Genomic DNA, 19,095 nt, shown 5'->3' with positions numbered 1-19,095 from the left:
GATAATGGCTGCCACATTCAAGGAGACAAAGCATGTCAGCTCAGCCCGTCCCCCCGGCCGGAAACGGCGCCGCATCCGACACCGATCCGCAAGAAACCCGCGAGTGGGTGGATGCGCTGTCCGCCGTCATCGACCAAGCGGGTGCCGAGCGCGCCCATTTCCTGCTCGAGCAACTCATCGAGCAGGCGCGCCAAAGCAGCATCGACATGCCGTTTTCAGCCAACACCGGCTACGTGAACACCATCGAGCCGAACAAGGAAGCGCATTGCCCCGGCAACATACAGATCGAAAAGCGCCTGCGCGCCTACATGCGCTGGAACGCGATGGCCATGGTGGTGCGCGCCAACCGCCTGGACCCGGCCGATGGCGGCGACCTGGGCGGCCACATCGGCTCGTTCGCCTCGGTGGCCAGCATGTTTGGCGCCGGTTTCAATCATTTCTGGCATGCCGAGAGCGAGCACCACGGCGGGGATCTGCTCTATATCCAGGGCCATAGCGCGCCCGGCATCTATGCCCGCGCCTACCTCGAAGGGCGGCTCGATGAAGCGCAGCTCGACAGTTTCCGCCAGGAAGTCGATGGCAAGGGCCTGTCGAGCTACCCGCACCCGAAGCTGATGCCCGAGTTCTGGCAGTTCCCCACGGTGTCGATGGGGCTGGGCCCGCTGATGGCCATCTACCAGGCGCGGTTCCTGAAGTACCTGCACGCGCGCGGCATTGCCGACACCGACAAGCGCAAGGTCTGGGTGTTCTGCGGCGACGGCGAGATGGACGAGCCCGAATCGCTGGGCGCCATCGGCCTGGCGGCGCGCGAGAACCTCGACAACCTGGTCTTCGTGGTCAACTGCAACTTGCAGCGGCTCGACGGTCCGGTGCGCGGCAACGGCAAGATCGTGCAGGAGTTGGAGAGCGAATTTCGCGGCAGCGGCTGGAACGTGATCAAACTGCTGTGGGGCGCGGGCTGGGACGCGCTGCTGGCCCGCGACAGGAGCGGCAGGCTGCGCCAGTTGATGATGGAAACCCTGGACGGCGACTACCAGGCGATGAAGGCCAACGACGGCGCGTTCGTGCGCAAGAACTTCTTCGGCCGGTATCCCGAAACGCTCAAACTGGTCGAGCACATGAGCGACGAGGAGGTGTTCGAGTTGCGCCGTGGCGGCCACGAGCCGACCAAGGTGTACGCCGCTTTTCACGCCGCCAACGCGCACCAGGGCCAGCCCACGGTGCTGCTGGTCAAGACCATCAAGGGCTACGGCATGGGCAAGGCCGGCGAGGGCAAGAACACCGTGCACCAGACGAAAAAGCTCAGCGACGAAGACATACGCTACATCCGCGACCGGTTCAACATCCCGATCCCGGACAGCGAACTGCACAAGATCCCGTACTACAAGCCCGCCGACGACACGCCCGAAATCAAGTACCTGCACGAGCGCCGCCAGGCGCTGGGCGGCTACCTGCCCAAGCGCCGGCCCAAGGCCGACGAGCACTTCACCGTGCCGGCACTGGAGACCTTCAAGGCCGTGCTCGACCCGACAACCGCAGGCCGCGAAATCTCCACCACCCAGGCCTATGTGCGCGTCATCACACAGTTGCTGCGCGACCCGGCCCTGGGCCCGCGCGTGGTGCCCATCCTGGTCGACGAGGCCCGCACCTTCGGCATGGAAGGGCTGTTTCGCCAGATCGGCATCTACAACCCCAAGGGCCAGTTGTATACCCCGGTCGATCGCGATCAGGTCATGTACTACAGGGAAGACAAGGCCGGCCAGATCCTGCAAGAGGGCATCAACGAAGCCGGCGGCATGGCCAGTTGGATCGCTGCGGCCACCAGCTACAGCACGAACAACCGCATCATGGTGCCGTTCTACGTGTACTACTCGATGTTCGGTTTCCAGCGCATCGGCGACCTGGCCTGGGCCGCCGGCGACATGCAGGCGCGCGGCTTCCTGCTGGGCGGCACCTCGGGCCGCACCACGCTCAATGGCGAAGGCTTGCAGCACGAAGACGGCCACAGCCATATCCTGGCCAACACCATTCCCAACTGCGTGAGCTACGACCCCAGCTTCGCGCACGAAGTGGCCGTGATCATGCACCGCGGCCTGCAGCGCATGGTCGAGCAGCAGGAGAATGTCTTTTACTACATCACGCTGCTCAATGAGAACTACGCGATGCCGGGCCTGACGGATGGCACGCAAGAGCAAATCATCCAGGGCATGTACCTGTGCCAGCCCGGCGCCGCAGGCGAGCAGCGCGTGCAACTGCTGGGCTCGGGCAGCATCTTGCGCGAAGCGCTGGCCGCGCAAACCCTGCTGGCCGCCGACTGGGGGGTGCAGGCCGATGTGTGGAGCTGCCCCAGTTTCAACGAACTCACCCGCGAAGGCCAGGACGCCGAGCGCTGGAACCTGCTGCACCCGTTGGCGGCGCCGCGCCAGCCGTTCGTGGCCCGGCAACTGGGCCGCAGCACCGGCCCGGTGGTCGCGTCCACCGACTACATGAAAGCCTATGCCGAGCAGATCCGCCCGTTCATACCCAAGGGCCGCAACTACAAAGTGCTGGGAACCGACGGCTTTGGCCGCAGCGACTTTCGCAGCAAGCTGCGCGAGCATTTCGAGATCGATCGCCACTACATCGTCCTGGCCGCGCTCAAGGCGCTGAGCGAAGACGGCCTGCTGCCCGCCGACAAAGTGGCACAGGCGCTGGCCAAATACGGCATACAGGCCGACAAGACCAACCCGCTGTACGCATAACCGGAGACAAGCATGGCATTGGTAGACATCCAGGTCCCGGACATCGGGGATTTCGACGAGGTCGGCGTGATCGAATTGCTGGTCAAGCCGGGCGACACCATCAAAGTCGAGCAATCGCTGATCACCGTCGAGTCCGACAAGGCATCGATGGAGATTCCATCCAGCCACGCAGGCCAGGTCAAGGAACTGCGCGTGCAGGTCGGCGACAAAGTCAAGGAAGGCTCGGTGCTGCTGACGCTCGAAGTGGCAGGTGCAGCAGGTGCAGCAAATGCAGCAGGTGCGACTGAGCCGGCCACCCCGACCGCTGCCGCGGCTGCACCCGTTGCGGCACCGGCATCGCCGTCCACGGCTGCGGCACCGGCCGGCGCAACGCCACCAGCCATTCCCGCCCAGCAGCCAAGCCCGGCCATGGCCAGCCTGCCGCATGCCTCGCCGTCGGTGCGCAAGTTCGCCCGCGAACTGGGCGTGCCCATCGCGCAAGTCAAGGGCACGGGCCCCAAGGGTCGCATCACGCTGGACGACGTGCAAGCCTTCACCCGGCAGGTGATGAGCGGCGCCATGCAGACCCAGGCACAGGCGGCCCGGGCGCCCGCCGCCGGCTCCGCTGTGGGCTTGGACCTGTTGCCCTGGCCGAAGATCGACTTTGCCAAGTTCGGCCCCGTCGAGCGCAAGGAACTAGGCCGCATCAAGAAAATCAGCGGCGCCAACCTGCACCGCAACTGGGTGCTGATCCCGCATGTCACCAACCATGACGACGCGGACATCACCGAGTTGGAAGCCTTCCGCGTGCAGTTCAACAAGGAAAACGACAAGAGCGGCATCAAGGTCACGATGCTGGCCTTCATGATCCGGGCCGCCGTGGCCGCGCTCAGAAAATTCCCGGAATTCAACGCCTCGATCGACGGCGAACAACTGGTGCTGAAAAACTACTTCCACATCGGTTTTGCGGCCGACACGCCCAACGGCCTGATGGTGCCGGTGATCCGCGACGCCGACCAAAAGGGCATCGTGCAAATCTCGCAAGAGATGGCCGAACTGGCCAAAAAGGCCCGCGACGGCAAGCTGGCCCCGGCCGAGATGAGCGGCGCGGGCTTTAGCATCTCCTCACTCGGCGGCATTGGCGGGCGCTACTTCACGCCCATCATCAACGCCCCCGAGGTCGCCATCATGGGCGTGTGCAAAAGCCGTCTGGAGCCCCAGTGGGACGGCAAGCAGTTCGTCCCGCGCCTGATGCTGCCGCTGAGCCTGAGCTGGGACCACCGCGTGATCGACGGCGCAGCCGCCGCGCGCTTCAACCTGTACTTCGCCTCGCTGCTGGCGGACATGCGCCGCATCATGATGTAACGAAAGGGCAACGCCATGGCAATCATCGACATCAAGGTGCCCGACATCGGCGACTTCAGCGAAGTGGCCATCATCGAAGTGCTGGTCAAACCCGGCGACACCATCCGGGCCGAGCAAAGCCTGGTCACCGTCGAGTCCGACAAGGCTTCGATGGAAATCCCCAGCAGCCACGCCGGCGTGGTCCAGGAACTGCGCGTGCAATTGGGCGACAAGGTGGCCGAAGGCTCGGTGCTGCTGACACTGCAAGAGCCGCAGCACGCCCGCAGCGCGGCATCTGAACGCCAGCCGGTGGCAGCGCATGATCGACAAACGCCATCTGCCATCGATGTGCAAGCATCGAACTGGGCGGGAACGGCCGATCTGGAATGCGACCTGCTGGTGCTCGGCGGCGGCCCCGGCGGCTACTCGGCGGCCTTTCGCGCCGCCGACCTGGGCCTGAAAGCAGTCATCGTCGAGCGCTACGCGACACTGGGCGGCGTATGCCTGAACGTGGGCTGCATCCCCTCCAAGGCGCTGCTGCATGTGGCGGCCGTGATCGACGAAGTGCGCCACCTGTCGACGGCAGGCATCGACTTTGGCGCGCCAGAGGTCAACCTCGAGCGCTTGCGCGGCCACAAGGAAAAAGTCATCGGCAAGCTCACCGGCGGCCTGGCCGCGATGGCCAGAATGCGCAAAGTAACCACCGTGCGCGGCTACGGCGCCTTTGTCGGCGCCCACCATCTTCAAGTGCAAGAGACCACCGGCGCCGGCCAGGAGCAGACCGGCAGCAAGAAAATCATCGCCTTCAAAAAAGCCATCATCGCCGCCGGCAGCCAGGCCCTGCGCCTGCCATTCATGCCCGAAGACCCGCGCGTGATCGACGCCACCGGCGCGCTGGCGCTCAAGGAAATCCCCAAACGCATGCTGATCCTGGGCGGCGGCATCATCGGCCTGGAAATGGGCACGGTGTACAGCACCCTGGGCGCGCGCCTGGATGTGGTGGAAATGCTGGACGGCCTGATGCAGGGCGCCGATCGCGATCTGGTCAAAGTCTGGCAAAAAATGAACGCCCACCGCTTCGACCGCATCATGCTCGGCACCCAAACCATAGGCGCCCAGGCCAGGCCCGAAGGCATCGAAGTCAGCTTTGCCCGCGTCGCAAAAGAGCACCCGTCCGCCCCGCAGACCGACCTGCAGACCTACGACCTGGTGCTGCAGGCCGTCGGCCGCAGACCCAATGGCAAGCAGATCGGAGCCGAAAAAGCCGGGGTGACCGTCACCGACCGGGGCTTCATCGATGTCGACAGACAAATGCGCACCAATGTGCCGCATATCTTCGCCATCGGCGACATCGTGGGCCAGCCGATGCTGGCGCACAAGGCCGTGCACGAGGCGCATGTGGCGGCCGAAGTCATCGCCGGTGAACTGCAGGGCGACAAGGCATTGGCCGGCGCCGCATTCGACGCCCGCGTGATCCCGAGCGTGGCCTACACCGACCCCGAAGTGGCCTGGGTGGGCCTGACCGAAGACCAGGCCAAGGCCCAGGGCATCCGGGTCAAAAAGGGCCTGTTCCCCTGGACCGCCTCGGGCCGCGCCATTGCCAACGGCCGCGACGAGGGCTACACCAAGCTGCTGTTCGACGACGCCCCCGAAGCCCGTGGCCACGGCAAAATCCTGGGCGGCGGCATGGTCGGCAGCCACGCCGGCGACATGATCGGCGAAATCGCCCTGGCCATCGAAATGGGCGCCGACGCAGTGGACATCGCCAAAACCATCCACCCCCACCCCACGCTGGGCGAAAGCATAGGCATGGCGGCGGAGATTGCGCATGGCAGTTGCACGGATGTGCCGCCGGTGAAAAAGTAATTCCGTTGGCGGGCCGCCCCTGGTCGTTGATCTTCGGCAAGGGCCGGCCGCTGGCGCTGGCATCGCCGGCCTTTGTCACCGGTCTGTGTCACCAGCGACTTCCATGCCGGGTGCGCCGCCGTGCTTGCAGGGACGGGCTTCGCTACGCCGATGGCTGATGGCCGATAGCACGAGCACGCTGGCTGGCGCCGGTGCTCGAAGCCGCTGCGCCGTCGCCGTGGCCGATCTGCACGCACCGCTCGCAGCGCGCCGGTAGGTGTGCGACGAACGGTGCCGCGTGCTGCGCTGCAACAGCGGCCGTGTCGGATCAGCCGGATCAGCCGGATCAGTCGTACCGTTGCCCGATGCGCATCAGCTCGGGTGTGCCGATCACTGCATTGAGCGCATCGAAGTCCAGCATCTGCCCGCGCCACGGCTGCGTGGTGCGGTGCCGGTGCAAACTCGCGTAGTAGCCCTGCAGCGTGTGCACCACGGCGCGCGCCGTGCCGCCCGGGAAGATGGCGATGCGAAAACCGCGCCTTTGCAGCGTGTCTGCATCCTGCAGCGGCGTCTTGCCGCCTTCGACCATGTTGGCGAGCAGCGGCACGCGGTGCGCGAAGCGGCGGCAGGCCGCATCCATCTGCCCGGGCGAGCGCAACGCCTCGATGAAGAGCGCGTCCACGCCACATTCAAGGTACGCCTCGGCGCGGTCGAGCGCCGCTTGCAGTCCCTCGACCGCTACCGCGTCGGTGCGCGCCAGGATCAGCGTGTCGTTCGACGAGCGCGCATCGAGCGCGGCCTTGAGCTTGCCCGCCATCTCGCGTTGCGGCACCAGGGCCTTGCCGTCGAGGTGCCCGCAGCGCTTCGGGAAGGTCTGGTCCTCGATCTGCACCATGGCCGCGCCCGCGCGTTCGAAGCCGCGCACGGTGCGCTGCGTGTTCAGCGCGTTGCCAAAGCCGGTGTCGGCATCGACGATCACCGGCAGGCGCACGCGCTCGGTGATGTGCGCGAGCGTGTCGGCCACCTCGGTGAAGGTGGCCAGGCCGATGTCGGAGCGGCCGAGCCGGGTGTAGGCGATCGACGCGCTCGAAAGGTAGAGCGCCTCGAAGCCGGCCTGCTCGGCCACCAGCGCGCTCAGCGCGTCGTACACGCCCGGGGCCAGCAGCACATCGGGCGCCGCCAGCCGGGTCTTGAAGTCGCGGGTCGTCATGATGTGGGCGCCTCCCTGGATTGAACGATCGTGGTGGCGGTGCGCGCCGCGATGTAGCCCCCGGCGACCGCGCTCAGCAGACCATTGCCGGAGAGATAGCCCGATGCCGCATCGCCCGAGACGCCGCCCGCCGCGCCGCCTGCTGCCAGCAGGTTGGCCAGGGGCGTGCCGTCCCGGCGCAGCACACGCATGTCGGGCGCGGTGTCGAGGCCGCCCTGGGTGTGAAAGAGCGCGCCGGTCACCTTGACGGCGAAGTACGGCGCATCGAGTCCGCGCGCGAACACGCGGCCATCGGGTGCAGCCGACGCAGCGCGCACTGTGTCGAGCGTGCGTTGCAGCACCGAGGGCTTGCAGCCGATGCAGTCCGCCAGCGCGGCCACCGACGGGCAGCGGCGCAGCGCGCCCGCCGCCTCGGCCTCGCAAAAGTCGGGAAAGCTGCGCGCCAACGCCAGCAGCGGCGCATCGAACAGGTTCCACGCAATGCCCTGCGGCTGCGCCAGCACATGCAGCGCAGCCTCGGAGTAGCCCTGCGTCTCATCGTGAAAGCGCTGCCCCGCGCCGTTGACCTGCACCGCGCCGGCCATCATCACGGCCCACGACATCAGCGCGCCATGCGGCGTGACCCACGAGCCGTGCCCCTGGTAGCCGCCGAGGTCGCGCAGCCGCGCGCCCAGCGACCGGCCCCAGGCAATGGCGCTGCCGTCGTTGCCGACATGGCCGCAGAACCTGGCCTCGGCCATCTCGGGCAGCAGCGTGCGCACCATCTGCGCATTGCCGCCGAAGCCGTTGCAGGCAAGCAGCAGCGCGGCGCAACCGAGCGTCTCGCGCCGGCCGTCGGGGCGCAGATAGTCGATGCCGAGCACGCGCTGCGCGCTGTCGAGCACCAGCGTATCGACCACGGCCTGCGTCAATATCGGGATGCCTGCCGCCCCGGCGGCCGCGTGCAGCACCGCCATCAACGCCCGGCCCGTCTTCTGCGGCAGCGCGTGCATGCGGCGCACGCTGTGGCCGGGATAGAGAAAGCCGTCGAGCAGCAGCCATTCGAGGCCGTGGCGCTGCTGGAGCGCATCGAGCGCAGGGCCGATGGCCGTTGCATACGCATCGACCAGCGCCGGCGCCGCGCGGCCGCGCGCCTTGGCCTGGATGTCGGCGGCAAAGCGTGCGGCGCTGTCGCCGGTCACACCGTGCGCGCGCTGCGCGCGCGTGCCAGGCGCGGGGATGAAGCCCGAGGACAACGCCGTCGATCCGCTCGGCAGCGCATCGCGTTCCAGCACGACACAATCGACGCCGGCATCGTGGAGCATCAACGCGGCCGTAAGCCCGCAGGCGCCGCCGCCGACGATGGCCACCGCGACATGCACATCGGCCTCGACGCGCGCCGCCCGGCGCATGGTTCGCAGCGGTCCGTTCATGCCAGCGAATCGATGAAAGGCGCGCACGCGGTGACCTCGGCCACATTGCGCATATCGGCCAGCGCGGTCTGGTGGCGCTTTGCGCCGAAGGCAGCGCAACCGTCGGCCAGCACCAGCGTGCGGTAGTCGCGCATCTGCGCATCGCGCACCGTGCTGGCCACGCCGCCGTTGGTGACGATGCCGCAGACCGCCACGGTGTCGATGCCCGCGCGGCGCAGCACCCAGTCGAGCTGGGTATTGAAGAAGGCCGAGTACATGACCTTGCTGATCGTCACATCGACCAGGCCCGCGAGCGCGTCGACATTGGCCTGGCCCCAACTGCCGGGCGCGAAGTCGCCTTTGGCCAGGTACGGGCGCAATGCCTTCAGATGCGGCGGCACCATCGGCGCGCCGGCGGCGTCGGGCCAGAGCGTGAACTGGCTCGCGACGACCAGTCCGCCGGCCGCCTTGAGCGCGCGCGCCACGGCGGCCACGCGCCCGGGCAACAGCAACGCCGGCGGGTTGGTGTCGCCGCCGCGAGCGTAGGCGCCGTTCGCGTCGAGAAAGTCGTTTTGCAGGTCGATGATGAGCAGCGCCGTCTTGGGCGCGACGATCTTCGCGCTCACTGGAGTACCTTCGCCCTCGGCTACGGTATGAGCGCCTTCGGGCGGCCGCGCTGCGCTCATGATGCCCTCACCAGCAGGTTGCCATGCGCATCGACTTCGGCATGAAAGCCCGGTTCGAGCCACACGGTGGTGTCGGCCTGTTCGAGGATCGCGGGGCCGTCGATGCGCGCGGCCACGGGCAGTGCGAGCCGCGCGTAGCGCACCGCGTCGTGCCACCGGCCTCGATGGAACACCTGCTGCACGCCCAGCGGCGCGCTGCTGCCTTTGCCTTTGGGCGCCAGCACGGCCAGATCGAACTTGGGCCGCACGCCGATGCGCGCATAGCGCAGGTTCAGCACGCGGATGGCGATGCCGTCGAGCACGCGGCCGAAGGCTGCGGTGTAAGCGGCATCGAAAGCAGCGCGCACCGATTCGGCCGTCAGCGGCGTCTGGCCCGGATCGGCCAGCAGCACGGACAAGGTGTGCGTCTGGCCGGCGTAGAGCATGTCGAGCGCGATCAGCGCACGCAAATCGTCAAAGCGCATGCCCGACGAATCCAGGCGCTGCTGGCAGTGGGCGGCCAGTTCATCGATGCGGCGGCGCAAGTCGGTCGCGTCGAGGTCGCTCAGCGGCTGGTTGATGGTCTGCACCGCGTCGTGGCGCATGTCGGCGATCACGCAGCCCAGGGCCGAGGTGACGCCCGGGTAGCGCGGCACGATGCCCATGGCGACGCCGACCTCGCGCATCATGGCGCAGACATGCAGCGCGCCGCCGCCGCCGAATGGCATGTAGGCGAAGCGGCGCGGGTCGTGCCCGCGCTCGATGGACACGAGGCGGATCGCGCCGGCCATGCGCGCATTGGCCACCGTGAGGATCGCCTCGGCCGCCGCGTGCACGTCCAGGGCCAGCGGGCGCGCGACATGTTCCTCGATGGCTTGGCGCGACTTTTGCGCGTCCAGCGCCGCGAGGAACCCGCGGCCGAGCGGGCGCTCGGCCGCGATGCGTCCCAACAGCAGGTTCGCGTCGGTCACGGTCGCATACATGCCGCCGCGCCCGTAGCAGGCCGGCCCCGGCACGCTGCCGACCGACTCCGGGCCGACCTGCAACATGCCGCTCGCGTCCACCGATGCGATGGAGCCGCCACCGGCGCCGATGGTCTCGATCTGGATCATCGGCGAGCGGATCACCATGCCGAACTCGATGGCGCTCTGCGGCGCCAGCGCGGCTTGGCCGTCGGCCACCAGCGACACATCGAACGACGTACCGCCCATGTCGCCCGTGATCGCATCCGGAAAACCCGCCGCGCGTGCAATGCTCGCGCAGGCGATCACGCCCGCCGCCGGGCCTGACAGCGCGGTGCGCACCGGCAGGTCGATCGCGGTCTGGCGCGACATCAGGCCGCCGTTGCTTTGCACCACCAGCAGTTCGCCGCCAAAGCCCTGCGCGCGCAGGTCGCTGTCGAGCCGGCCGAGGTAGCGGCCCAGCACCGGCTGCAACGCCGCGTTGAGTGCGGCGGTCGAGCAACGCTCGAACTCGCGGATCTCGGGCAGCACCTCGTGGGCCGACGTGACATGCGGGTTGGGCCAGAGTGCGCGCACTGCCGTCACGGCCAGGCGCTCGTTCTCGGGGTTGGCGTAGGTGTTGATGAAGAAAACGCACACCGCCTCGCAACCGGCGGCGAGCAACGAACGTGTTTCGGTGCGCACCTGTTCCAAATCGACTGGTGTGTGCAGCGTGCCGTCGGCCAGCACGCGCTCGTCGACCTCGCGGCGCAGGTCGCGCGGCACAACCGGCAGGAAACTGCCGCGCAGGCCCCAGGTCTGCGGACGGTCCCGGCGGCGCATCTCCAGCACGTCGCGGAAACCGCGCGTGGTGATGATGCCGGTGCGCGCCACTTTGCGCTCCAGCAGCGCGTTGGTGCCGACCGTGGTGCCGTGCACGATGGTGGCGATGGCCGCCGCCGAATCGGCCACGCGCGCCAGGCCGTGCAGGAAGCCGCGCGCTTCCTCGCCGCGCGTGGAAGGCACTTTGATGATGCGCACCGTGCCGAGGGCCTCGTCGAGCACGAAAAGATCGGTGAAGGTGCCGCCGACATCGACGCCGACGACCAGGGATTTGCCAGCGCAGCTCATTCGGGTGCCTTCTGCGTCCGGTCCGCGCCGGTGCTGGCGTCGATCGTGACGTAGCCCATGGCCACATCGGCCTGGCGCTGCCCGGGGCTGCGCCCGGCGGCGCTGCCCCAGCCGCCACCGCCCGGGGTTTCCAGGCGCACGCGCTCGCCGCGCGCCAGCCGGATGGCGCGCATCTTCGAGACCATCGGCGGCGTATGCCATTGGCCTGCGTTCTCGTAGCGCAACACATTGACCGCGCCAGCGCCGCCGCCTGCGATGCCCTTGGGCGGCGAGGTGCCGCGTTCGCCGAAGACGAACACCTCAGCCTCTTTTTCGAGCAACTCGATTTCATAGACCGCGCCCAGGCCGCCACGGTGCTGGCCGTCGCCGCCCGAGTCTGCGCGCAGCGACCATTGGGTAAAGCGCACCGGGTAGGCCGCTTCAAGAATCTCCAGCGGTGGAATCGTCGCGGTCGAGATCGGCGCATTGCCATGCGCCAGGCCGTCGCCGTCCGAGTGCCCGCCATGACCGCCGCCGAAAAAACTGAACATCACCCAACGCTGGCCTGCACGCGCCTTGTCGCTGCGGTGGCCCGCGATCGACAGCGCGTTGATGGTGCCGTAGGCCTGCGCCACGGCGCGCGCGGGGTCGGCCTGCGCGGCCGCGCTGAAGATCACGTCGATCATGCGCAGGATGGTCTCGGTGTAACCCCCGACCGGGCGCGGGCGCTCGGCGCTGATCAGCAGCCGGTCGGGGATGATGAAGTCCACCGCGTCGAGCACGCCGGCATTGGCAGGCACGTCGGGAAACAGATGCTTGAGCGCAACGTAGCAGGCGGCCACGGCCGTCGCGCGCGAGATGTTGACCGGCCCCGCGCACTGCGCGCAGGTGCGTGAGAAATCGAGCGACAAGCGGTCGCCGGCCACCGTCATGTCGAGCGCGATGGTCAGCGGCGCGTTGACGATGCCGTCGTTGTCCAGCACATCCTCGAAGCTGTAGCGGCCGTCGGGCAGCGCGGCGATATGCGAGCGCATCAGGCGCAGCGCGCGGCCGCGCAACGCGCCCAGCGCGTCCAGCACCAGGCCATCGCCGTACTCGTCGAGCAGGGCATCGAGCCGCCTGGCGCCAAGCGCCAGCGCGGCGAGTTGGCCGTTCAGGTCGCCCCACAGGCTGTCGGGCAGGCGTGTGTTGGCCTGCAAGATGGCGAGCATGTCGGGGTCGAGCACGCCGTTGCGCACGATGCGCACCGGCGGAATCTGCACCGCCTCCTGCCAGCACTCGGTGGCTGCCGGGTTGTAGTTGCCCGGCACCGCACCGCCCACGTCGTGCCAGTGCGCGGCCGAGGCCATGTGGCAGTAGAGCTTGGCGCCACGGAAAAAGGGCTTGACGAGCTTGAAGTCGTTGGCATGTGTGCCGCCGTCGTAGGCGTCGTTGCTGATCCAGATATCGCCGTCTTTCATGCCGCCGCGCGAGGCGGCCACCCGGGCCGTGGCGCGCACCGCGAAGGCCATCGCGCCGACGAACACCGGCAGGCCCGACTTGCCCTGCACCAGCGTGTCGCCGGTGCTGGCGTCGTACAGGCCGTGGCAGGCGTCATGCGCCTCGGCAATGATGGGGTTGAATGCGCTGCGGTAGAGCGTGGCGTCCATCTCGTCGGCCACCTGTTCGAGGCGGCCGCGCAGCACGGCGAGCGTGACGGGGTCGATGGCGCTGGCTGGGTCAGACATCGGGGGCTTTCGTGAAGGCGGGTCGGCCAGCGCGCTGGCGTAGCTGGTTCAGCAGTCCGCCGGCGCGCACCATGTCCATCAGGAACCCGGGCACCGGTTCGCAGGCCAGCAGCCTGCCGTCGGGTGCCACGAGCGCGGGGCGCACAATGTCGATGGCGATGCGATCGCCTTCGCGCAAGACTGTGGCTTCGGCGCAGGTTAGAAGCAGCAGACCCAGATTGAAGGCGTTGCGGAAATACAGACCGCTGTACGACGGCGCGATCACCGCCGCCACGCCCAACTGCACGAGCACGGCTGCGGCCTGCTCGCGTGACGAGCCGATGCCGAAGTTGGCGCCGGCTACGATCACGTCGCCCGGGCGCACTTGGCGCGCGAATTCGGGGCGGATGCTCTCCAGGCAGTGCCGGGCGATGGTGTCGGTGCCGTGCTTCATCGCGTGGCCGGGCGCGAGCGCGTCGGTGTCGATGTTGACGCCCAGGCGCCAGACGCGGTGGCTGCTGGCGGCATTCATGCAAGCACCTCACGCGGATCGGTGACATGGCCACGCAGCGCGGCGGCGGCCACCGTGTACGGCGAGCCCAGGTAGACCTGCGCGCTCGGCGCGCCCATGCGCCCCTTGAAGTTGCGCGCCGTGGTCGAGATGACGGTGATGCCGTCGCCCATCGGCGCGCCATAGCCCGAGCAGGCGCCGCATGCGGTCGGGAGCAGTTCGGCGCCGGCGTCGATCAGCACCTGCAATACGCCTTCCGCGCGCGCCTGCTCCTGGTCCCGGAGGCTGGCGGGCGCGACGATCAGGCGCGTGCCCGCCGCCGCCTTGTGTCCGCGCAGCACCCGGGCTGCGGCACGCAGGTCGTCGAGCTTGGCGCCGGTGCAGGCGCCGATGTAGGCAACGTCCACGGGCATGCCCGCATAACGGCGCACACTGTGGGAATTGGCCGGGCTGTGCGGCGCGGCGATATGCGGCTCCAGCGTGCTGGCGTCGAAGCGGTGGCGCGTGCGCTCGGCGTCCTCGTCGGTAAACCATGGCGCTATATCGACAGGCGGCGCGGCCGCCGCAGCGAGAAAGGCGGCGGTGGTCTCGTCCGGCGCGATCAAGCCCGCCTGCGCACCCAACTCGGCGCTCATGTTCGACAGCGTCATGCGCTCTTGCATCGACAACGCGGCCACGGCAGGCCCGGCGAACTCCACCGCTTGGTAGCGCCCGCCGTTCATGCCGAAGCGGCCGATCATGTGCAGCATCATGTCCTTGGCGCTCACGCCGGCGAGCAGCGCGCCGTCCCACCACATTTGGACAGTTTCGGGCACGCGCAGCCAGATCTCGCCGGTGACGAGCACGCCGAGCATCTCGGTGCTGCCGACGCCGAACATGTAGGCGCCGAACGCGCCACCGGTCGGCGCATGCGAGTCGCCGCCGACGCACAACATGCCGGGGCGGATATGGCCGTTCTGCGGCAACACCACATGGCAGATGCCCTGGCTGTCGTACACATGCGGCAGTTGCTGGTCGCGCGCCCAGTCGCGGGCGATGCGCACGATGCGGTGCGAGTCTTCGTCGCGTTCGGGAACGTAGTGATCGATCACGAGCACGATGCGCGAGCGGTCCCAGACCTGCGCGCCCAGCGCCTGGAGCATCGGCTGGAGGCGGCGCGGGCCTGACGAGTCGTGGAACATGGCCAGATCGACACTGCAAGTGACGATCTCGCCCACCGCGACATGCGCGCGACCGCTGGCGCGCGCGAGCAGCTTTTGCGCCAGCGTCCGGGCCGGCGCGCGCCGGGGCAGCGCGCTGTTCATTGCGGCCGGGCTCCGGAAAATTTCACGACCTTGGCCCAGCGCAGAATCTCGCTTTGCACGAAAGCAGAAAACTGCTCCGGAGAATTGCCGACCGCCATCGCATCTGCGGCATCCAGGCGCTTGCGCATGCCGGGTTGCTGCAATGCATCGCGCGCCGCGTCGCTGATCTTGCGCGCCAGTGCGGCCGGCATCCGGGCCGGGCCGAACAGGCCGAACCACGCGCTCGACTCGTAGCCGGGCAAAGCCTCGGCAATGGCCGGCACATAGGGGAATGCGGGCAGGCGCTGCGCGCTGCTCACGCCCAGCGCCTTGAGCTTGCCGGCCTGGATATGCGCCTTGACGTTGCCGACCGCCGCGAACATCAGCTGCACTTGGCCGGCGAGCAGATCCTGCACGGCCGGCGACGTGCCCTGGTACGGAATGTTCACGATGTCCACGCCCGACTGCATCTTGAACGCCTCGCCCGCCATGTGCAACGACGAGCCCAGCGCGCCGATGGCGATGTTGAGCTGGCCCGGCCTGGCCTTGGCGAGCGCGATCAATTCGCGCATGTCCTTGGCCGGCACCGAAGGGTGGGCCACCAGGATCGACGGCGAGGTGGCCACGCAGGTGAGCGCGGTGAAGTCCTTGACCGGATCGAACGGTAGCGTTGGATACAGCGTGGCGTTGATGGCGTGGCTGGTGAAGCTCATCAGCAGCATGCGGCCGTCGGGTGCGGCCCGGGCGATGGCCTCGGCGGCGATGTTGCCGCCCGCGCCAGGCTTGTTTTCGACGATCACGGCGCGGCCCAGCGCGGTGCCCATGCTGGCGGCCAACGCGCGGGCCAGCGTGTCGGTCGAGCCACCGGCGGGTGCGCCGACGAGGATGCGCACGGGCGCGCTGTCGATCTGCGCGTCGGCGCCGGCGGCGAACGCCAGTGCGGCGGGTGCGATGAGGAGGTCACGGCGGTTCATCAGCAACGGTCCTGGTTGTCCAACGGGTCATAGCCCCAGGTATGCACGCCGCAGCATGTCGCTGCCGAGCAGCGCCTCGGGCGTGCCGGAAAAGCGCATGCTGCCGTTCTCCAGCACGCAGGCGCGGTCGGCGATCTCCAGCGACTGGCCGACGTTCTGCTCGACGAGCAGCACCGCCAGGCCGCCGTCGCGCAACGTGCGGATCAGCGCGAACATCTCTTGCACCAGCCGTGGCGCGAGGCCGAGCGAGGGTTCGTCGAGGATCAGCAGCACGGGCTCGGCCATCAGTCCGCGCGCGATGGCCAGCATTTGCTGCTCGCCGCCGCTCATGGTGCCGGCGCGCTGCGCCATGCATTCGCGCAGCCGCGGAAAGAGGTGGAACATCTTCTCGATATTGGCCGCGCGGCGTTCGTGGGCGCGGGTGAAGGAGCCCAGTTCCAAGTTCTCCCGCACGCTGAGGTCGGGAAATACCTTGCGCCCCTCGGGCACCTGGATCAGGCCGGCCTTGACCACCGCGCGGTAATGCGCGCCGCTCAGGTCCTTGCCATCGAAGCGAATGGTTCCGCTCCATGCGCGGCACAGGCCGCAGACCGTCTTGTTCAGGGTCGTCTTGCCCGCGCCATTGCTGCCGAGCAGCGCGACCATTTCGCCGGCGTGGACCTGCAGGTCCACGCCGCGCAGCACTTGGACGCGGCCGTAGCCGCCGCACAGGCCGCGAATGTCGAGCAGTGCGCCCACTGGCGCGCCTTCGGCTGCGGCATGGGCGCCTTCGGGCGACCGCGCGGCGCTCATGCCGCAGTTCCCGCAGCGACCTTGCGCAGCCGCGCAGCGGTGCCATGGCCCAGGTAGGCTTGGATGACCCGGTCGTCGCAGACAACCTGCGCCGGGCTACCTTCGGCAATGAGCCGGCCCTGCGCCAACACCCACACATGCTCGGCCAGGTTCATTACGGCCTGCATCACATGCTCGATCATCAGCACGGTCACGCCGCTGTCGGCGATGCCGCGCACCACCGGCATCATCCCGGAGATCTCCTGCGGGTTCAGCCCTGCGAGCACTTCGTCGAGCAGCAGCAGGCGCGGCCGTGTGGCGAGCGCGCGGGCCAGTTCCAGGCGCTTGCAGCCGGCCACCGTCAGATCGCAAGCGGGCTTGTCGAGTTGGGCGCCAAGCCCCACGCGCCGTGCGACGGTCTCGGCACAGGCCAGCGCCTCGGCGCGGTGGCGCAGATGCAGGTGTGCGCCCACCGCGATGTTCTCGCGCACGGTCTGCGCGGCAAAGGGCTTGACGATCTGGAACGTGCGCGTCATGCCAAGCGCGGCATTGCGATGCGGCGCGCGGCCGGTGATGTCCTGCCCGGCCAGGCGCACGCTGCCGGTGTCGGGCTTCAGGAAGCCGGACATGAGCGCGAACAGCGTGGTCTTGCCGGCGCCGTTCGGGCCGATCAGCGCCGTGAGACTGCCTTCCTGCACGGCCAGACTCACGTTCTGCACGGCCTTGAGGCCGCCGAATGCGCGCGAGACGCCATCGAGTTGCAAAACAGGCTCAGTCATTGTGGCCTGCCTTCGCGTTCCACCGCTGCCGCACCGAAAGCCCCAGGCCGGCGACGCCGCGCGGCAAAAAGATCACGATGAGCACCAGTGCGCTACCGTAGATGACCATGTTGATGCCCGGCAGCGCACCAAACAGGTTGCGCGTCAAATCCGACAACAGATGCAGCACGGCCGCGCCGAGCACCGGGCCCCACAATGTGCCCATGCCGCCGACGATGGCGCCGACCAGCGCCTCGACCGAGGTGGCCGGGCCGTAGGCGATGCCGGGGTCGATGTACTGGAACACCTGCAGGTAGAACGCACCGGCCGCGCCCATGAAGGCCGCCGAGAGGCTGATGGCCGCGAGCTTGACGCGCAACGGGTTCACGCCGACGGCGCGCGCGGCGTCCTCGTCGTCGCGCACGGCCTGCAGGCAGGCGCCGAAGCGGCCGTTGCGCAGCCACCAGGTGACGAGCAGCGCGCCGACGACCATGGCCAGCGCCACCCACAGGTAGCCGGCGCGCGAAGCGAATTGCAGGTTGCCGGCCGATTCGCGCAGCGGCAGCATCAGGCCGACGCCACCGCCGGTGAAGGAAACCGAGAGCGCGACGATGCGCGACACCTCGGCGAAGGCCAGCGTGACGAGCGCGAAGTACGAGCCTTTGAGACCGCAGCGGAAGGTGGGCGCACCGACGAGCAGGCCGACGAGCGCGCTACCGGCCATGGCCATCGGCAACGCTGCCCACGGGTTGATGCCGCCTTGCAGTTGCGCAATGGCCTGGATGTAGGCGCCGGTGCCGAAGAACAGCGCGTGGCCGAATGAGAATTGCCCGCCGAAGCCGCCGAGGATGTTCCAGGCCTGCGCGATGAGCGTGGCGTAGAGCGCCATCATCACGAAGTGGAGCATGGCGCCGGACCGGGTGAGCAGCGGCACGCAGCCGACCAGCACGGCAAAGAGCGCGATGCCCGCGAGTTGCCTGCTTCCCGCATTCATGCCTTGGCTCCGAACAGGCCCTGTGGGCGCAACAGCACGACGCCGATGAAGATGGCGAAGATGCCGATCTGGCCGAGCGACTCTCCCAGGCAGAGGCCACCGAGCGATTCGGCAACGCCCACCAGCAAGCCGCCGGCCAGCGCCCCCGCGAAGCTGCCCATGCCGCCGAGCACGACGATGGTGAAGGCCACGAGCACGAAGCCGCCGCCCACCTGCGGGTTGACGTAGTAGGCCGGCAGCAGGAAGCAGGCCGCCGCGCCGAGGCAGGCCAGGCCGATGCCGAAGCTCATCGCGTAGACATGGTCGACATCGATGCCCATCAGCTTGGCGCCCTCTTTTTCCTTGGCGACGGCGCGGATGGCACGACCGAGGTCGGTGCGGCCCATGATCCAGTACAGCAGACCGGAAACGGCGAGCGCTCCGGCGCAAGCGAGCAGTTTGGGCACGGCGATCATCGCCGGGCCAATGGCGACGGTGCGCAGCGAGTAGGCGGTGTCGATGCTGCGGGTGTCTGATTGGAAGAACAGCAGTGCGAGGTTTTCCATGACGATGGCGATGCCCAGCGTGGCCAGCAGGCTGTTCTCGTCCTTGCCGTGGCTGGCGCGGTTGATGATGGCGCGCTGCAGCGCGTAGCCGAGCGCGAACATGCCGGGGATGGCAATGGGCAGCGCCATGTAAGGATCGATGCCCCAGCACTCCTTGAGGAAGTACACGGCATAAAGGGCCAGCATCAGGCTGGCACCGTGGGCAAAGTTGATGATGTGCAACACGCCATAGACCAGTGTCAGGCCGACCGCGATCAAAGCGTACACGGCGCCTGTCGCCAGTCCGTTGAGCAGCGAGGGCAAAAAGATGTCGAAGTCTGGCATGTG

15 protein-coding genes are annotated in these 19,095 nt (G+C 68.2%); 3 read left to right on the top strand and 12 right to left on the bottom strand.

Annotated elements, in window-relative coordinates; all coding sequences use genetic code 11:
- The first annotated feature begins 32 nt into the window (after nt 1-32).
- From aceE to lpdA, 3 genes are read left to right on the top strand one after another with little or no spacing between them, the layout of a single operon-like run.
- Nucleotides 33-2,741, top strand: coding sequence for a pyruvate dehydrogenase (acetyl-transferring), homodimeric type (aceE, locus tag VEIS_RS09380; protein WP_011809678.1), 2,709 nt, complete (start codon nt 33-35; stop codon nt 2,739-2,741).
- Nucleotides 2,742-2,753: 12 nt separating this feature from the next.
- Complete coding sequence (gene aceF, locus VEIS_RS09375) at nt 2,754-4,085, top strand: dihydrolipoyllysine-residue acetyltransferase (RefSeq protein ID WP_011809677.1); 1,332 nt, start codon at nt 2,754-2,756, stop codon at nt 4,083-4,085.
- Between the two features lie 15 nt (nt 4,086-4,100).
- Nucleotides 4,101-5,930: a dihydrolipoyl dehydrogenase gene (gene lpdA / locus VEIS_RS09370; protein ID WP_011809676.1), complete on the top strand. Its 1,830-nt coding sequence runs from the start codon at nt 4,101-4,103 to the stop codon at nt 5,928-5,930.
- A 325-nt stretch (nt 5,931-6,255) separates the two neighbouring features.
- On the opposite strand, the gene VEIS_RS09365 is transcribed toward lpdA, so the two are convergent.
- Genes VEIS_RS09365 through VEIS_RS09310 form a run of 12 tightly spaced genes read right to left on the bottom strand, consistent with a single transcriptional unit; the run spans nt 6,256 to nt 19,092 of the window.
- Nucleotides 6,256-7,119, bottom strand: a complete 864-nt coding sequence (locus tag VEIS_RS09365) for an isocitrate lyase/PEP mutase family protein (protein WP_011809675.1) — start codon at nt 7,117-7,119, stop codon at nt 6,256-6,258.
- The gene (locus VEIS_RS09360) at nt 7,116-8,531 is read right to left on the bottom strand and encodes an FAD-dependent oxidoreductase (protein ID WP_011809674.1); all 1,416 of its coding nucleotides are present in this window, start codon (nt 8,529-8,531) and stop codon (nt 7,116-7,118) included. Before VEIS_RS09360 ends, VEIS_RS09365 begins: the two co-directional genes overlap by 4 nt.
- Nucleotides 8,528-9,196, bottom strand: a complete 669-nt coding sequence (locus VEIS_RS09355) for a cysteine hydrolase family protein (protein WP_011809673.1) — start codon at nt 9,194-9,196, stop codon at nt 8,528-8,530. Before VEIS_RS09355 ends, VEIS_RS09360 begins: the two co-directional genes overlap by 4 nt.
- Nucleotides 9,193-11,247, bottom strand: coding sequence for a hydantoinase/oxoprolinase family protein (locus VEIS_RS09350; protein ID WP_011809672.1), 2,055 nt, complete (start codon nt 11,245-11,247; stop codon nt 9,193-9,195). The genes VEIS_RS09355 and VEIS_RS09350 overlap by 4 nt, the downstream gene beginning before the upstream one ends.
- The gene (locus VEIS_RS09345; RefSeq protein WP_011809671.1) at nt 11,244-12,953 is read right to left on the bottom strand and encodes a hydantoinase B/oxoprolinase family protein; all 1,710 of its coding nucleotides are present in this window, start codon (nt 12,951-12,953) and stop codon (nt 11,244-11,246) included. The genes VEIS_RS09350 and VEIS_RS09345 overlap by 4 nt, the downstream gene beginning before the upstream one ends.
- On the bottom strand, nt 12,946-13,464 hold the full coding sequence (locus VEIS_RS09340) for a LeuD/DmdB family oxidoreductase small subunit (RefSeq protein WP_011809670.1): 519 nt from the start codon (nt 13,462-13,464) through the stop codon (nt 12,946-12,948). Before VEIS_RS09340 ends, VEIS_RS09345 begins: the two co-directional genes overlap by 8 nt.
- The gene (locus VEIS_RS09335) at nt 13,461-14,747 is read right to left on the bottom strand and encodes a 3-isopropylmalate dehydratase large subunit (protein WP_011809669.1); all 1,287 of its coding nucleotides are present in this window, start codon (nt 14,745-14,747) and stop codon (nt 13,461-13,463) included. Before VEIS_RS09335 ends, VEIS_RS09340 begins: the two co-directional genes overlap by 4 nt.
- Nucleotides 14,744-15,700, bottom strand: a complete 957-nt coding sequence (locus tag VEIS_RS09330) for a tripartite tricarboxylate transporter substrate binding protein (protein WP_011809668.1) — start codon at nt 15,698-15,700, stop codon at nt 14,744-14,746. The genes VEIS_RS09335 and VEIS_RS09330 overlap by 4 nt, the downstream gene beginning before the upstream one ends.
- 27 nt (nt 15,701-15,727) lie before the next feature.
- Entirely contained in the window at nt 15,728-16,438 is a 711-nt protein-coding gene (locus tag VEIS_RS09325; RefSeq protein ID WP_041950700.1) for an ABC transporter ATP-binding protein, read from the bottom strand.
- A gap of 50 nt (nt 16,439-16,488) precedes the next feature.
- Nucleotides 16,489-17,250, bottom strand: a complete 762-nt coding sequence (locus VEIS_RS09320) for an ABC transporter ATP-binding protein (RefSeq protein WP_011809666.1) — start codon at nt 17,248-17,250, stop codon at nt 16,489-16,491.
- Nucleotides 17,243-18,223: a branched-chain amino acid ABC transporter permease gene (locus tag VEIS_RS09315; protein ID WP_011809665.1), complete on the bottom strand. Its 981-nt coding sequence runs from the start codon at nt 18,221-18,223 to the stop codon at nt 17,243-17,245. Before VEIS_RS09315 ends, VEIS_RS09320 begins: the two co-directional genes overlap by 8 nt.
- The gene (locus VEIS_RS09310; RefSeq protein WP_011809664.1) at nt 18,220-19,092 is read right to left on the bottom strand and encodes a branched-chain amino acid ABC transporter permease; all 873 of its coding nucleotides are present in this window, start codon (nt 19,090-19,092) and stop codon (nt 18,220-18,222) included. The genes VEIS_RS09315 and VEIS_RS09310 overlap by 4 nt, the downstream gene beginning before the upstream one ends.
- Nucleotides 19,093-19,095 lie beyond the last annotated feature (3 nt).

This window comes from Verminephrobacter eiseniae EF01-2 (genome assembly GCF_000015565.1).
Lineage (GTDB): Bacteria > Pseudomonadota > Gammaproteobacteria > Burkholderiales > Burkholderiaceae_C > Acidovorax > Acidovorax eiseniae.
Note: the sequence above shows the minus strand (reverse complement) of the source record. Positions and strands in the feature narration are given on the sequence as shown.